Annotated in this window: 13 protein-coding genes; 6 read left to right on the top strand and 7 right to left on the bottom strand. The window is 62.5% G+C overall.

What is annotated here, in order from left to right; genetic code table 11:
• The first annotated feature begins 78 nt into the window (after positions 1–78).
• From CO671_RS02145 to CO671_RS02135, 3 genes are all read left to right on the top strand, one after another.
• Positions 79–1,626, top strand: coding sequence for a cation:proton antiporter (locus CO671_RS02145; RefSeq protein WP_097604150.1), 1,548 nt, complete (start codon positions 79–81; stop codon positions 1,624–1,626).
• A gap of 263 nt (positions 1,627–1,889) precedes the next feature.
• The gene (locus CO671_RS02140) at positions 1,890–3,065 is read left to right on the top strand and encodes an efflux RND transporter periplasmic adaptor subunit (protein WP_010030311.1); all 1,176 of its coding nucleotides are present in this window, start codon (positions 1,890–1,892) and stop codon (positions 3,063–3,065) included.
• Complete coding sequence (locus CO671_RS02135; protein WP_097604149.1) at positions 3,062–6,250, top strand: multidrug efflux RND transporter permease subunit; 3,189 nt, start codon at positions 3,062–3,064, stop codon at positions 6,248–6,250. The genes CO671_RS02140 and CO671_RS02135 overlap by 4 nt, the downstream gene beginning before the upstream one ends.
• A 21-nt stretch (positions 6,251–6,271) precedes the next feature.
• On the opposite strand, the gene CO671_RS02130 is transcribed toward CO671_RS02135, so the two are convergent.
• Positions 6,272–7,048 carry a metallophosphoesterase gene (locus CO671_RS02130; RefSeq protein ID WP_170964914.1) on the bottom strand — a complete coding sequence of 259 codons (777 nt, stop codon included), beginning with the start codon at positions 7,046–7,048 and terminating at the stop codon, positions 6,272–6,274.
• A 165-nt stretch (positions 7,049–7,213) separates the two neighbouring features.
• On the opposite strand from CO671_RS02130, the gene CO671_RS02125 reads away from it, so the two are divergent.
• Positions 7,214–8,332 (top strand): monooxygenase, encoded by a 1,119-nt coding sequence (locus tag CO671_RS02125; protein WP_097604148.1) that lies wholly within the window; start codon positions 7,214–7,216, stop codon positions 8,330–8,332.
• Positions 8,333–8,386: 54 nt separating this feature from the next.
• On the opposite strand, the gene CO671_RS02120 is transcribed toward CO671_RS02125, so the two are convergent.
• The gene (locus CO671_RS02120) at positions 8,387–8,851 is read right to left on the bottom strand and encodes an Rrf2 family transcriptional regulator (protein WP_097604147.1); all 465 of its coding nucleotides are present in this window, start codon (positions 8,849–8,851) and stop codon (positions 8,387–8,389) included.
• A gap of 299 nt (positions 8,852–9,150) precedes the next feature.
• Positions 9,151–9,939, bottom strand: coding sequence for an SDR family oxidoreductase (locus CO671_RS02115; RefSeq protein WP_097604146.1), 789 nt, complete (start codon positions 9,937–9,939; stop codon positions 9,151–9,153).
• 129 nt (positions 9,940–10,068) lie between these two features.
• Between CO671_RS02115 and CO671_RS02110 the strand changes: the two genes are divergently transcribed.
• Complete coding sequence (locus CO671_RS02110; RefSeq protein WP_097604145.1) at positions 10,069–10,839, top strand: TIM barrel protein; 771 nt, start codon at positions 10,069–10,071, stop codon at positions 10,837–10,839.
• 98 nt (positions 10,840–10,937) lie between these two features.
• On the opposite strand, the gene CO671_RS02105 is transcribed toward CO671_RS02110, so the two are convergent.
• Positions 10,938–11,474 (bottom strand): hypothetical protein, encoded by a 537-nt coding sequence (locus CO671_RS02105; protein ID WP_097604144.1) that lies wholly within the window; start codon positions 11,472–11,474, stop codon positions 10,938–10,940.
• A gap of 92 nt (positions 11,475–11,566) precedes the next feature.
• On the opposite strand from CO671_RS02105, the gene CO671_RS02100 reads away from it, so the two are divergent.
• On the top strand, positions 11,567–12,040 hold the full coding sequence (locus tag CO671_RS02100) for a cupin domain-containing protein (RefSeq protein WP_009994847.1): 474 nt from the start codon (positions 11,567–11,569) through the stop codon (positions 12,038–12,040).
• Positions 12,041–12,046: 6 nt separating this feature from the next.
• Here the strand turns inward: CO671_RS02100 and CO671_RS02095 are convergent, their stop codons facing one another.
• From CO671_RS02095 to CO671_RS02085, 3 genes are read right to left on the bottom strand one after another with little or no spacing between them, the layout of a single operon-like run.
• Complete coding sequence (locus tag CO671_RS02095; RefSeq protein WP_097604143.1) at positions 12,047–13,156, bottom strand: sn-glycerol-3-phosphate import ATP-binding protein UgpC; 1,110 nt, start codon at positions 13,154–13,156, stop codon at positions 12,047–12,049.
• Positions 13,157–13,168: 12 nt separating this feature from the next.
• Positions 13,169–14,083, bottom strand: coding sequence for an ABC transporter permease subunit (locus CO671_RS02090; RefSeq protein WP_010032994.1), 915 nt, complete (start codon positions 14,081–14,083; stop codon positions 13,169–13,171).
• Between the two features lie 10 nt (positions 14,084–14,093).
• A complete protein-coding gene (locus tag CO671_RS02085; protein WP_077994876.1) occupies positions 14,094–14,978 on the bottom strand; it encodes a sugar ABC transporter permease in 885 nt (294 codons plus the stop codon).
• Positions 14,979–14,984: the final 6 nt, after the last annotated feature.

Raw genomic sequence — 14,984 nt, 5'->3', positions numbered from 1 at the left:
GACAGTGGCCGCGGCCCTGCGCCGCCCTAATTCTGCGGCAGGAACGCCTCCGCAGGAGGCGCATGTTGGGGGAGCTTGATGGCGTTCTTCGAAAGCATGCTCACCCTGCTGCTGGTGGCGATCGTCTTTCTGCAATTCTCCAGGAAGTTCCGGATCCCCTATCCGACAATGCTGTCGATCGCCGGCGTCATCGTCGCGGCTGTGCCCTGGGCTCCCGAGGTTGCCATTGATCCCGACCTTGCATTGGCGCTGCTGGTCGCGCCCGTGCTCTTCGACGCCGCTTATGATCTGCCGCCGAGGACATTGAGGCGCAACTGGCTGCCCCTCTTCTCGCTCGCCGCGATCGCCGTGATCCTGACAGCTGCAGCCGTCGCCGTCGTCGGGGTGACGATGGCCGGCCTGCCGCTGGCCGCGGCCGTCGCGCTCGGCGCCATCGTCGCGCCGCCGGATGCCGCCGCCGCCACCGCCATGCTCGATCGCTTCGCCCTGCCGCGCCAGACCTATGTCGTCCTGAAGGGCGAGAGCCTTTTGAACGATGCCGTCGCACTTCTGATCTTCAGCGCTGCGGTTTCGGCCGCAGCCAGTCCGGCCTTCTTTTCCGGCGCTCTGGCGGAACTGGCTCTCGCAGTCCCCGGTGGCCTCGTCTTCGGCTATCTCATGGGCCGTCTCTACATGGTCGTCGGCCTGAGGCTCGCCGGCACGCTCGGCGGCACCCTGCTCGAATTCGTCGCCACCTTCGGCACGTGGATCATCGCCGAGCGGCTGCATCTTTCGGCGATTCTGGCCATCGTCGTCTACGCGATGGTGATTGCCCGCTACATGCCGGAACGGCAGACGGCCCGCCACCGCATCCACTCCTATTCTGTGTGGGAGGCTGCGGTCTTCCTGCTCAATGTGCTCGCTTTTCTGCTGATGGGCCTGCAGGCCCGCCAGATCGTCCTCGACCTCGATCCCGGCCGACTGAGTTTCGCGATCGGCTTCGCCACCGCGGTCTTTGGCACCGTCGTCGTCGTCCGTCTCGCCTGGGTGCTCTTCTACAACCGGGCGGCGATCAACTTTCTCGCAGCGCGCGGACGCACGACACAGGCCGCTCCGACGTTTGCGGCCAGCCTGCTTGCCGGCTGGTGCGGCATGCGCGGCCTCGTCACCCTGGCGACCGCGCTCGCCCTGCCGATCGACTTTCCCGATCGCGACATCATCCTGCTCAGCGCGCTCGCCGTCGTCCTCGGCACGCTCATCGTCCAGGGACTGACGCTCGGACCGCTGATCCGTTTTCTGAAATTCGATCCGGACACGTCCCTGGAGCGCGATCTCGCCAGAGCCCGCGTGGCGTTGATCGATGCGGCGCTGGCCGAGCTTACAGGCGGCGAGGACGATTCCACCCGCATCCTGCGCGACGTCTACACCTCGGAGCGCAAGATCGCCGCGGATGGGAAACATCCACGCGAGGTCAGCAGGCTCGATAAACAGCGCCGCAATGTCATCGTCGCAAAACGCGCCAAGCTGGCAGCGATGCGCCGCTCCGATGAGATCGACGACGATGTCTTTCATATGCTGGAACAAGAACTTGACTGGGCCGAACTCGGCGCGCTTCCACCCAGCAGGGACGAGATCGTCGAGAGCTGACGCTCTTCCGCGACGTCTCGATGGATTCAGGAACCGCCGCCAATTGGCATTTGCAATTTTTCGCCGCTGCCGCTTATAGTCCAATTCCATAGGGTTACGATTTTTCCGATCTGCATTGCCTGCCGGCCTTCCTTTCCAGGAGATTGGACGCCGGAGAATTCAAGGGGGCGGACGCCTCCGATCAAGCAGCAAGACAAGAACGACATCACTTCATCTTAGGTTTGGCGGCAGCAAAAAGCGGCCGCCGAGATTGGAGGACCGGTATGACTTACGCGCTTCGACAGATCGCGGTGTTTGGCTGCATGGCGGCGTTGATGCCGCTGGCCGCGCTGGCCCAGAACGCGCCGCCGCCCCCGCCTGTCACCGTCGCCAAGCCGGTCGTTCGCGACGTCGTCGACAGCGACGAGTTCATCGGTCGCTTCGAACCGGTCGACGAAGTCTCCGTTCGCTCGCGCGTCGGCGGTTATCTGCAGGAAATCCATTTCCAGGACGGCGCCCTGGTCAAGCAGGGCGATCTACTCTTCGTCATCGACCAGAGACCCTTCATAACGGCCCTCAGCCAGGCAAAGGCGACACTTGAAGCGTCGCAATCCACCCTGGTCTTTGCCGACGCGCAGTACAAGCGCGCCCAGTCGCTTGCCTCCAGCGGCAGTCAGTCGGCGCAGACGTTGGATGATCGCCGCCGCGAATTCGATTCGGCCGAGGCCAATGTCCGCGGCGCGCAGGCCGCAGCCGACCGTGCGTCGCTCGACATGGAATATACGGAAATCAAGGCGCCGCTCAGCGGCCGTATCGACCGCCGGCTGATTTCGGCCGGCAATCTCGTGCAGACCGACCAGACCGTGCTCACGACGATCGTTTCTCTCGACCCGATCGATTTCTATTTCGACGTCGACGAACGCCGCCTGCTGAATTTTGCCGACACGGCCCGCAAATTGGGCAAGGATCTCCAGCAGGGCGGCGGCGGACTGGATGTCTCCGTCACGATCTCGGATCCCAATGCCAAACCTTTCAAGGGAAAGCTCGATTTCGCCGAGAACCGGGTCGATAACCAGAGTGGCACCATTCGTCTGCGGGCCCGTTTTCCCAACCCTGACCTTGTCCTGCAGCCCGGCCTCTTCGGCCGCATACAGGTCGAAGCCTCCAACACCTATCAGGCCATTCTTGTCCCCGACGAGGCAATCGGCTCGGATCAGAACGAGCGCGTCGTCTATGTCGTCGCCGACGACGGCACGGTTTCGACCAAGCCCGTCAGGCCTGGACCGCGGCTCTACGGCTACCGGGTGATACGCGAGGGTCTCGACGGCACCGAGACGATCATCGTCAACGGCGTGATCCGCGCCCGTCCCGGCTCGAAGATCACACCTCAGACGACCGAGCTGCCGAAGGAGCGGCAGGACACGGCGCCCGAAACCGCCGGCGCGGAGAGCGGACAATGAGATTCGCTCATTTTTTCGTGGACCGGCCGATCTTTGCGGCCGTGATTTCGATCGTCCTTCTCGTCGTCGGCGGCATCGCCTATACGCAGCTGCCGGTCTCGCAATATCCGGAGATCGCGCCGCCGACCATCGTCGTGCGCACCTCCTATCCGGGCGCTGATCCGCAGACCATCGCCGATACGGTTTCGACGCCGCTCGAGCAGCAGATCAACGGCGTCGAAGACATGCTCTACATGTCTTCCTACTCGAGCGCCGACGGCGCCATGTCGCTGACGATCACCTTCAAGCTCGGCACCGACCTCGACAAGGTCCAGGTGCTTGTCCAGAACCGCGTCTCCATCGCCCTCCCCCGCCTTCCCGAGGAAGTCCAGCGGCTCGGCGTGACAACCGACAAAAGTTCGCCGGATCTGATGATGGTCGTGCACCTGCTGTCGCCGACGCATCGTTATGACCAGCTTTACGTCTCCAACTACGCCCGCAACCGCATCCGCGACGTTCTCGTTCGCCTCGATGGCGTCGGCGACGTGCAGCTGTTCGGCGAGCGCCAGTATTCGATGCGAGTCTGGCTGGACCCGGAAAAGCTCTCTGCCTACGGCATGACATCCGATGACGTCGTCGCCGCCCTCAGAGACCAGAACGTCCAGGTGTCGGGCGGCAAGATCGGCGCGCCGCCGGTCACCGGCAAGAACGCGTTCGAATATACGGTGCGGACGGACGGCCGCTTCTCCGACGTGCGCGAGTTCCGCTATGTCATCGTCAAATCGACGGATAGCGGCCGGCTCGTGCAGTTGCAGGATGTAGCCCGCATCGAGCTCGGCGCGCAGGACTACGTCACCAACAGCTATCTCAACAACGATCCCGCGGTCGCACTCGGCATCTTCGCCCGGCCGGGGACCAATGCCCTCGACACCGCCCATCAGGTCCAGACGATCATGAAGGACCTGTCGCAGAATTTCCCGCAAGGGCTGGAGTATCGCATCGTCTACGACACCACCGAATTCATCTCGGATTCGATCTCCGAAGTGTATCGAACCATCGTCGAGGCGGCGATCCTGGTGGCGATCGTCGTTCTCGTCTTCCTGCAATCCTGGCGCACCGCGATCATTCCGATCATTGCCATCCCCGTCTCGCTGATCGGCACCTTCGCCGTCCTCTTGGCCTTCGGCTTCTCGCTCAACATGCTCACCCTGTTCGGCCTGGTGCTGGCGATCGGCATCGTCGTCGACGACGCGATCGTGGTGGTGGAAAATGTCGAGCGCAATCTCGCCCGCGGCATGACGCCGAAACAGGCCTCCCACGTGACGATGGACGAAGTCGGAACCGCCGTCATCGCCATCTCGCTGGTGTTGATCGCCGTCTTCGTGCCGACAGCCTTCATTCCGGGCATTTCGGGACAGTTCTACCGGCAGTTCGCCGTCACCATCGCCGTCACCACCGCGATATCTGCGTTGAACTCGCTGACGCTTTCTCCCGCCCTGGCAGGCATATTGCTCAAGCCCCATGATGACCACGAAACCAGGCGTATCAATGTGGCCACACGCCTGGGACGCAGCCTTGCCGATGGCTTCAACCGCGGTTTCGACCGGATGAGTTCCGGCTATTCATGGACCGTTCGGCACCTGGTCAGCAGCTGGGTCGGCTTGAGTGCGGCAATGCTCGCCTTCGTCTGCCTGCTGGGGGCAACCTGGTACATGGGCACGCGCGTACCCTCGGGTTTCATCCCGACCATGGACCAGGGTTACGCGATCATCGTCATACAGCTTCCTGACGGCGCCTCGCTCGCGCGTACCGACGCCGTCGTCAAGCAGGTGGGCGATATTGCCCGCACCGTGCCGGGTGTCGGCAACGCCGTGCAGTTTGCCGGCTTCAGCGGGGCGACATTCACCAATGCCTCGAATGCCGGCGTCGTCTTCGTCCCGTTCAAATCCTTCGCCGAACGCGAAGAAGGCGGGGACAACGCCAACAAGATCATCGGCGAGCTTTTCGGCAAGCTGCAAAGCATCCAGGAAGCCTTCATCATCGCCATACCGCCGCCATCCGTGCGAGGTGTCGGCAATTCTGGCGGCTTCAAGATGCAGATTTCCGATCTTGAAAACGCGGATATGACGCGGGTGCTCGCCCTCGCCCGCCAGATGATGGGTGCGGCAGCAACGACGGAGGGGCTGACCGGCGTCTTTACGACATTCTCCGATGCAAGCCCGCAATATTTCCTGGCGATCGACCGCGACAAGGCGCGCTTCCTGAATGTGCCGATCCCCAATATCTTCAACGCGCTCTCCATCAATCTTGGCGTCGCTTACGTCAACGATTTCAACGCGTTCGGCCGCGTCTATCAGGTTCGCGCCCAGGCCGACCGGCAGTACCGCATGGATAGGGAAGATATCCTAGCCCTGAAGGTTCGATCGGCGACCGGCGCGCTGGTTCCGCTTGGAACCTTGATGGATATCCAGGATGCCAGCGGCCCGGCGCTCGTCCAACGCTACAACATGTATGTCTCGGTGCCGCTTCAGGGTAATCCGACGCCAGGCACGTCGACGGGCGACGCCATCGCGAAGATGGAAGCGCTGGCGGCGAAGATCCTGCCGCAGGGAACGACCTTCGAATGGACGGAACTCGCCTATCAGGAGACCCATACCGGCAACACCGCCGTCTACATCTTCGCCCTGTCGGTGATCTTCGTCTTCCTGGCGCTGGCGGCGCAATATGAAAGCTGGGTTCTGCCGCTGGCGATCATCCTCATCGTGCCGCTGGCGGTGCTGGCGGCGCTGATCGGGGTTTCGCTTCGCGGCATGGACAACAATGTCCTGACGCAGATCGGCCTGATCGTGCTGATCGGCCTGGCGGCCAAGAACGCCATTCTGATCGTCGAGTTTGCCAGACAAGCGGAAGAAGAAGGCAAATCGCCGGTCGACGCGGCGATCGAGGCCAGCCATCTTCGCCTGCGCCCGATCTTGATGACGGCTTTCGCCTTCATCTTCGGCGTGCTGCCGCTTGCCATCGCCACCGGCCCCGGCGCCGAAATGCGCCAGTCGCTCGGCACTGCCGTCTTCTCGGGCATGCTCGGCGTGACGATCTTCGGCCTGTTCCTGACGCCGGTTTTCTACGTCGTGCTGCGCGGCCGGCGTCGTAATCGCTCAGCTGAAAGGCCGGTCGAAGCGGTCCCCACCGAAAGGGAGACGGTTTGATCACTCCAGTGACAATGCCTGTCAGGTGGAAAACAGATGCACCTGGCCCTGCCACAGCCGGGCGACGGTCAGCCTGCCGCTGCGATAGGCGCGCGTATCGAGATTGAGCCGCCTCGCGCGAACCTCCGGCTCGTCGTTCGGCGTATGACCATGGACGACGAGTTTCGGCAGAGGGATCCTGCTTTCGAGAAATCGGTGGCGGATGAGCACTAGATCCTCGTCGGTTTGCGCCGCGATTGGCCGCGTCGGATCGATGCCGGCATGGACGAACAATACGCTCGGCGTGTCCAGCATGATCGGCATCGCCCGCATGAAATCGATATGCGTGTGCGGCAGCGAATGACGGAGGAAGGCGTCGAGCTGTGCGCCGGAGGGGAAGACCAGCGGCAGATGCTCCGGATCGAGCCCATAGGACTTCAGCGAGTGCGCCGATCCCATCCGCATCCAGTCGTCATAAGAAAGCCAGCCGTCGATATAATCGAGCATGGCGATCTCGTGGTTGCCGGCAAGGCAGATCCGATCGAAACCTTCCGGCGGCGGCTCCATGAGGTGAGCGATGACCTGCGCCGATTCCGGGCCGCGGTCGATATAGTCGCCGAGCGTCACGATCAGCTTGCGCCCGGGCAACCGTGCCGCATCGCGCAGGATAGCCTGTTCGGCCTTCACGAGCAGATCGCACCGGCCGTGAATGTCACCGATGGCATAGGTTGGAATATCGGCGATATCCAGCGTCGGACGCGGTCTCGGCTCGCGTGCCATTTTCGAAACCTCGCTGCGGCGAGCAAGAGAGTCGCTCATCATGTTTCTCAATCAAGGAAGCCCCGGTTAACCATAAGTAGCGTCGAGGGCAAGCCGATCAAGTTGGTGAGAAAATTCGAAGCATCGGTTTTTTCTAGAAAAACCGTTCTTATCATCCGGAGCGAAATCCCTCACTCCTGTTGTCCGTCGAGGAAAGAGTGATCGATGGGAACCGTATCGCAGTTTCGTGACCGCGTGAGACCGCCAGCGCAGCGCATCGAGAGCGAAGAGGCGGCAATATCCACGGCCCGTGACCTCGCCACCGCATTCCGGCGCGAGGCGAGCGAACGCGATATCAACCGCATTCTGCCGTTTGCCGAACTCGACGCGCTGTCGATATCGGGGCTGACCGCGATCACTGTTCCGCCCGACCATGAAGGGCTCGACGTGCCGAATGCCCTGCTTGCCGAAATCGTTGCGATCATTGCCGAGGCCGATGCCTCGATCGGCGAGACTCTGGAAAATCATTTTTCCGCGCTGGAAACACTCCGCATTCAGGCCGGAGAGGATCTGAAGGCCTCGCTGTTTGCCCGTGTGCTGCTCGGCGACCGCTTCGCGGCCGCCACTTTCGCCGAGGGATGCGAGGTGACGGACGAAGGCCCGGGCTATCGCCTCAGCGGCCGCACTCGGCAGGCCGCCGGTATCCTCTATGCTGACTGGATCGCCGCCGCCCTCACACTTCCGCCCGACCGCCCGGCGACGCTCTACCTCACCGGCAGCGATGAAGACCTGCAGGTGGTCGATGATTGGGACGGCTTCGGCCAGCGCACCAATGGATCGGCAACGACGATCGCCGGCGCACTCCATGTCCATGCCGCGGCCATCGCGCCGGCGTCTTCGTTTGGATATTCGACCGGCATGTCGCTCCGCCTGCTGCTCAAGGCCGGGGTAAGCCTCGGTATCGCGCGAGCCGCGTGGGCCGACCTGATGACAGCGATCGGCGATCGCGCCGCCGTCCTCTCTCACCTCGGCAAACACGCCGTCGGCATCGAAGCGACGGCGGCGGCCTTGGAACGGGCTGGCCGAAAACTTGACTTTGCCCAGGTCAATCCCGTGGAGGCGGCGATGGCGGACGCGCATTTTTCCGCTTCTGCCGCCGCGATCACAGCCGGCGAAACGGCGCTCGCCACCGCCAATGCGCTGTTCGAACTCGCCGGGCAGGCATCGGCCGGCATCGGGCTCAATCTCGACCGCCATTGGCGCAATGCCCGCATTCACGCGCTTTCGCTGCCACGGGATAGGCTGCTGGCGAGCGCAGGTGAGTATATGTCGAAGCAAGCCTGAACGACTGCCACAAGGTACTGTCGTTGTGCGGGACGATGTGGAAACGAAGAGATCTCAGCTGGCGGCAGAGATCGGAAATTCTTCCGTGGCGCCCTCGACATAGCCGCCGGCCGCAACGAATTGATCGAGGGTCATATTGTCGAGGATGGCGGCGATCGCGTCCCGAACATCGGTCATCGAACGCCGCACCTGACAGGTTTCCGGATCGGCGCAATCGTCGCAGGCCTCATAGGCCGTGCGGCTGGCGCAGCGGATCGGCGCTAAGGGCCCGTCGAGCGTGCGGATGACATGGCCGATGCGGATTTCGGAAGCCGGCCGCGAGAGGGAATAGCCGCCGCCGGGTCCCTTCTTCGAACGCAGGATGCCGACATTGCGCAGCTCCAGCAGGATCGTATCGAGAAACTTCTTCGGGATATTGTTGCGGGCGGCGACGTCGTTGATGAAGGCGGTCTCGCCAGGCGGCAGCCGCGCCAGGTCGACCAACGCCTTCAGGCCGTATTTTCCCTTTTTCGTCAGCATTGTCTTTGTCCTGTCGAAAACGCAATATTTATCCCGCCAATAGCAGGCAAATAGCGTCGAAAGCGTGAAGATACAATAAAATAGCTATTATTTATAGCTTATCTCGGCAACACTTGCGGGCTTGCAGGGCAGCAAAGCGTCATCCGACGTACCAATGCATGTCGCCCGGAAGTGTGCAGCGGTTCCGGGACAACGACATGCATCAAAACAAAGAGCTAAAGCGCGTCGCATGAGTCAAATTTGATGCGACGCGCTTTAGTGGCTGGCGCCACTCACTGCCTGCCGCCCGCGCTTTGCCGTCAGATCGTCTTCAGCATGCCGCCATCGACGAAATAGGTCGATCCGATGCAGTAGCTCGCCCGTTCCGAACTCAGGAAGACGAACATGTTTGCGAGCTCTTCCGGCGTGCCGAAACGTTTGGAAGAAGCGTGCTCATTGGCGACGCTCTGCAGATAGCCTTCCCAGTTGCCGCCGGTTTCGGCCGTCAGCTGCTTGGCGGTCTTGATCCAGTCCGGCGTCAGGATCAGGCCGGCATTGATGCAGTTGACGCGGATATTGTCCTGGATGAGCTCGGTCGAGAGCGTCTTGGAAAACATCATCAGCGCCGATTTGCTGACATTGTAGATCGGCTCGTACCAGAGCGGCTGAACGGCGCAGATCGAGGCATTGTGCAGGATGACGCCGCCGCCGCGCCTCTTCATCTGCGGCGCGATCCCGCGCGCTAGCCGCACGGCGGCCATGACATGCAGGTCCCAATAGGCCTGCCACTTCTCGTCCGGCGCCTCCATTACCGTCTCGTTCGATCCGGTGCCGGCATTGTTGATGAGGATGTCGGCGCCGCCCTTCTCTGCGGCGGCCGCAATGATCGCCTCCGTTCCCGCTGCCGTCGCGACGTCGGCGACAACGGCGGTGGCGCTGACGCCATGCTTCTCGGCAATCCGGGCGGCCTCCGCCTCCAGCCGCTCGCCGCCGCGCGCCGCCAGCACGAGATCGGTGCCCTCTGCCGCCAGCCCCTCGGCGATCGCCAGCCCGATGCCGACCGATGCGCCCGTTATCACCGCGGTCTTTCCCTTCAATCCCAGATCCATATCTTCCTCCAGCAGCGCCGGCGAGCCCGGCTCGATCTAGCGAGTGTTCCGCCAATGAATCCGGGCGTCAAGCCTTGCGGCAGGCTCCGATCTGGCGCAGCCTGCGTCCCGCACAGGGGAGGAGTTTTCATGCGACGTTATTCGGCCTGCATAGAGTGGCTGTTTGCCGAAGAGGGCGACTTTTTTCCCGACCGCATCCGCCGCGCCCATGCCGGCGGCCTGACGGCGGTCGAATTCTGGCGCTGGACCGACAAGGACCTGGATACGATCGAGGCGGCGCTAAAGGAAACCGGCCTTGCCGTGACCAGCCTCGTCGCCGAACCGATGATCGCCCTGACTGACGCCGCCAACCGGCAGGCTTGGCTTGAGGGCCTTGCCGAATCCGCTGCCGTCGCCAGGCGTCTCGGCGCGCCGGTGCTGATTGCCCAAGCAGGAGACGATCTTCCCGGCTTCACCCGGCAGGCGCAGCGTCAGGCTCTCACCGAAACACTAAAAGCCGGCGCCGATGTTCTCGCCGGCAGCGGCGTGCGCCTCGGCGTCGAGCCGCTCAACACCCGCATCGACCATATCGGCTATTTCCTCGATTCCACTCGCGAAGGCCTCGACATCATCGATGACGTCGCCCGCCCCGAGATCGGCATCGTCTACGACATCTACCATTCCGCCGTGATGGACGAACGCACCGAAGAGGTGCTGGAGGGCCGTCTCGACCGCGTCTTTCACGTTCATGTCGCCGATCATCCCGGCCGCAACGAGCCGGGCTCCGGCGGCATCGATCTCGCCCACCGCCTCAACTGGATCTTCGCCAATGGCTATGATGGCGCCGTCGGCCTGGAATACCGGCCGACCCGATCCGGCGCGGACGCAGTCAAAGCCGCGATCGCCTCGCTCGGCGGGTAAAGCATGTCGCGCAAAAGTGTGCAGCGGTTTTGCGGCAACGACATGCGTAAGACAAAGACCTAAAGCGAGAGCAGCGATCCGAAAGATTGCGACTCGCTTCAGGCCGGGCCGGCGCCCTCTGCGAAGGCCTCGAGTTCAGGATCGAACTCGACCTCGACGACATTGTTGAACACGGCGGTCGCCAGCATGATACCGGCAAAGGCGACGAGATCGACCAGCGCCTTGGTCTCGTAACGCTTTTTCAACCTCGCCCAGAGCTCGGCCGGAACGGCGTTGGAATCGGCGACGATCGCCCTGCCGAAGGCATCGAGCAGGGCCTCCGCTTCGGAAAGCGCCAGTGCATCGGGGTCGGAACCCTTGTTTATCAGCGCCCGGCGAAAGAAGGTGATGGCGATCTTCGATTTCGCCGCTTTCGAGATCGCATGCGAGAAGATCCAGATCTCCCGGTCGCTGACCACAGGATCGAGTTCGGCCCGCAGCGTGAACCACTCGGCATAGATGCGATGGGCGACCGGCGAATGGAGGAGGGTCCGCTTCATGTTGGTCATGCGCCCGCGCAGCCTGATCTCTTCATCATGCGCCGCGCGAACTTCTTGCGAAGCGGTGTCGTAATCGATCTGCGGGAGGTGGCTCATCGGGTGAACTCTTTCCTGATGCACGAAGATAATCCGCTTGGCCGCCGCGCCGCGCCCACCTAGATTGTTTATATCGAAGGCGGAGGCAAGGCATGAGCGGCGACCACGAGCACTCTCACATCGACTGGCGGGAACATGGCGTCAAGGTCATTCCCGGCAATTCGCTCGATCCCAACACGGCGCAGACGCCGGGCATGAACCGCGCCACCGCGATCAACAATGCCCGCGCCGGCGCCGAGAAGATCTGGGCCGGCACGGTGACGATCCATGCCAATGCCAAGACCGGCGCCCATCATCACGGCGATCTCGAAAGCATTATCTATGTCGTCAAGGGCAAGGCCCGCATGCGCTGGGGCGAGCATCTGGAATTTACCGCCGAGGCCGGCCCCGGCGATTTCATCTATGTCCCGCCCTACGTGCCGCATCAGGAGATCAACGCCAGCCGCGACGAGACGCTGGAATGCGTGCTCGTCCGCTCAGGCCAGGAGCCCGTCGTCGTCAATCTCGATATCGAGCCGGTCGAGAAGCCGGAAGACGTCCCCTGGATCGACCCGATCCATCGCTGATATCCATTACGCGTGAACCGTGGCGGCGCTGCTCATGGCAGGGTTCTCGATGATCCGGCCGGTATCGGCAGCATAGAGGTGGATCGCGTTGTGGTCGATCGCGATGCCGATCGGATCGCCCGATTTCACGCTCACCGCATCCGTCAGCGCCACGGCAAAAGGCAGCCCGTCGAAATCGGCATGAACGACGCGGCTCGCGCCGAGCTCTTCGATGAAATCGGCCGTCGCGATCAGGGCGCCGGGCGCATCCGGCGCCACCAGCCGCGCGGCCTCGGCGCGCATGCCGAGCACGACGCGCTTGCCCTTCAGGCTCGCGGCGCGTTCGCGCGGCAGCGCGATCTTGCGGCTCTGATCGTAGACGAAGACGCCCTCGTCGTTGATCGTGCCTTCGAGCAGGTTCATCGCCGGCGTGCCGACGAAACCGGCGACGAAGCGCGAGACCGGATGATGATAGACCTCTTCCGGCGTGCCGACCTGCTCGACCCTGCCGCCGTTCATCACCACCAGCCGGTCGGCCAGCGTCATCGCCTCGGTCTGGTCATGCGTGACGAAGATCGAGGTGGCGCCGAGGCGGCGGTGCAGCCGGCGGATTTCGGCGCGCATGGCGATGCGCAGCTTGGCGTCGAGGTTCGACAGCGGCTCATCGAAGAGGAACACTTTCGGCTCGCGGATCATCGCGCGGCCCATGGCGACGCGCTGGCGCTGGCCGCCGGAAAGAGCGGCCGGGCGGCGGTCGAGGAAAGGTTCGAGGCTGAGCGCCTTGGCGACCTCGGTAATGCGTCGCTGTCGCTCAGCCTTCGCAACGCCAGCCACCTTCAAGGCATAACCGATATTCTCGGCAACGGTCATATGCGGATAGAGCGCATAGTTCTGGAACACCATCGCGCAGCCGCGCTCGCGCGGCTCCAGCTGGTTGACGACGCGGCCGTCAATGGCGATTTCGCCGCCGCTGATTTCCTCGAGGCCGGCGATCATGCGTAAGAGCGTGGACTTGCCGCAGCCGGACGGGCCGAGGATGACAACGAATTCACCGGATTTAATCTCCAGATCGACGCCGTGAACCACGGGATGTTTGCCGTAACTCTTCTTCACATCACGGATTGAGATCGGTGCCACAGGACTGTTCCTTCACTTCTCGGTGGAGATAAGGCCGCGCACGAACCAGCGCTGCATCAGGATGACGAGCACCAGCGGCGGCGACATGATGATCAGAGTACCCGCCATGGCGACGTTCCAATCGGGCAGACCGAATTCGGACGGGATCAGCGTCTTGAGCTGCGTCACCGCAATGCCGAAATTCGGATCGGTGGTGATCAGCAGCGGCCACAGATATTGGTTCCAGGCCCAGACGAACATGATCGTGAACAGTGCGATCATGTTTGGCCGCGACAGCGGCACCAGAATGTCCCAGAAGAACCGGACCGGGCCCGATCCGTCCATCTTCGAGGCCTCGGCAAGTTCGTCCGGAACCGTCAGGTAGAACTGCCGGTAAAGGAAGGTGCCGGTCGCGGTTGCGACCAACGGCAGAACCAGGCCGGGATAGGAATTCAGCAGACCCCATTCGAGCTTGATCTGGATACCGGTGATCTGGGCCACGAGCCAGCTGATGCCGGTGACATCGAGGATCGTCTGGAAAGGCTGCAGTGCGTTGGCCGCAATCGAATAGGTCGGAACGATGCGGACTTCGAGCGGCAGCATCAGCGTGATGAAGATGATCCAGAAAATCACATAGCGGCCGCGAAAGCGGAAATAGACGATCGAGAAGCCTGCCATGGCGGAAAGGATGACCTTGCCGGCAGCGACCGACGTCGCGAAGATGATGCTGTGCAGCAGTTTGGTGCCGAGATCGGCGCGCACCCAGGCCTCCCGGGCGTTTTCCCAGAAATGCGAACCCGGCGTCAGCGGCAGCGGCACGCGATTGACCGTCTCCAGATCGAGCGTCGATGCGATGATGACGATGACGAAAGGCAGAAGCGCGATCACCATGCCGAGCGCCAGAAGCGTGTAGCAGATGAAGTTGAATATCGGCGTGCGTTCGATCATGTCCGCGACCTCACTTGTAGTGCACGCGCCGCTCGATGAAGCGGAACTGGAAGATGGTGAGCATGACGACGAGCAGCATCAGGATGATCGATTGCGCCGCAGCGCCCGAATAATCGAGGCCCCGGAAGCCGTCGAAATAGATCTTGTAGACCATGAGCTCCGTCGCTCGGGCCGGGCCGCCCTGCGTCATGACGTCGACGATGCCGAAGGAATCCTGGAAGCTCTCGGTGATGTTGATGACGAGCAGGAAGAACAATGTCGGCGTCAGCAGCGGCAGCTGGAGGTCCCACATGCGGCGCAGCGGCCCGGACCCATCCATGGCCGCCGCTTCGATCAGCGAGCGTGGAATGCCCTGCAGAGCCGAGAGGAAGAAGATGAAGTTATAGCCGATATATTTCCAGGAGAAGGCGACGATGACGGCGATCATCGCGTCCTTGCCGTCGAGCGCGGGATTCCAGAGGCCGGGCCAGACATGGTTGATGACCGAGAGAAGGCCGGCCTCCGGCGCCAGGATGAAGCGGAAGGCCAGCCCGAGAGCGGGCGCGGCGATCGCGTAGGGCCAGATGAAAACCGACCGGTAGATCTTGTGGCCGCGCAGTTCACGATCCGTCAAAAGCGCCAGGATGAGCGCCAGCCCCATGGCAATAATCGTCGAGCTGAAGCCGAAAACCATACTGCGGGTGATCGATTCCCAATAGATCGGATCGCTGAGCAGCAGTTTGAAATTGTCGAAGCCGACCCAGGCATTGCCGCCGCCCCATGGCTGTTCGAGCGTGAAAGCCCAATAAAGCGCCTGCGCGCTTGGCCAGTAGAAGAAGACGAAGATCAGCAACAGCATCGGGAATGCGAAGAGGAGGCCGATCGTCGTCGAGGAGAAAGTGACGCGCTTTTCCATGGGTGG

This window comes from Rhizobium sp. M10, from assembly GCF_002531955.1.
Classification (GTDB): domain Bacteria; phylum Pseudomonadota; class Alphaproteobacteria; order Rhizobiales; family Rhizobiaceae; genus Rhizobium; species Rhizobium etli_C.
The sequence above is the reverse complement of the archived record's forward strand: the minus strand, read 5'-3'. Positions and strand labels throughout refer to the sequence as shown.

What these genes read in the sequence shown, in the direction of transcription:
- CO671_RS02145 (WP_097604150.1), top strand. Translation starts at nt 79, where the DNA reads ATGGCGTTCTTCGAAAGCATGCTCACCCTGCTGCTGGTGGCGATCGTC.
- CO671_RS02140 (WP_010030311.1), top strand. Translation starts at nt 1,890, where the DNA reads ATGACTTACGCGCTTCGACAGATCGCGGTGTTTGGCTGCATGGCGGCG.
- CO671_RS02135 (WP_097604149.1), top strand. Translation starts at nt 3,062, where the DNA reads ATGAGATTCGCTCATTTTTTCGTGGACCGGCCGATCTTTGCGGCCGTG.
- CO671_RS02130 (WP_170964914.1), bottom strand. Translation starts at nt 7,048, where the DNA reads ATGAGCGACTCTCTTGCTCGCCGCAGCGAGGTTTCGAAAATGGCACGC.
- CO671_RS02125 (WP_097604148.1), top strand. Translation starts at nt 7,214, where the DNA reads ATGGGAACCGTATCGCAGTTTCGTGACCGCGTGAGACCGCCAGCGCAG.
- CO671_RS02120 (WP_097604147.1), bottom strand. Translation starts at nt 8,851, where the DNA reads ATGCTGACGAAAAAGGGAAAATACGGCCTGAAGGCGTTGGTCGACCTG.
- CO671_RS02115 (WP_097604146.1), bottom strand. Translation starts at nt 9,939, where the DNA reads ATGGATCTGGGATTGAAGGGAAAGACCGCGGTGATAACGGGCGCATCG.
- CO671_RS02110 (WP_097604145.1), top strand. Translation starts at nt 10,069, where the DNA reads ATGCGACGTTATTCGGCCTGCATAGAGTGGCTGTTTGCCGAAGAGGGC.
- CO671_RS02105 (WP_097604144.1), bottom strand. Translation starts at nt 11,474, where the DNA reads ATGAGCCACCTCCCGCAGATCGATTACGACACCGCTTCGCAAGAAGTT.
- CO671_RS02100 (WP_009994847.1), top strand. Translation starts at nt 11,567, where the DNA reads ATGAGCGGCGACCACGAGCACTCTCACATCGACTGGCGGGAACATGGC.
- CO671_RS02090 (WP_010032994.1), bottom strand. Translation starts at nt 14,083, where the DNA reads ATGATCGAACGCACGCCGATATTCAACTTCATCTGCTACACGCTTCTG.
- CO671_RS02085 (WP_077994876.1), bottom strand. Translation starts at nt 14,978, where the DNA reads ATGGAAAAGCGCGTCACTTTCTCCTCGACGACGATCGGCCTCCTCTTC.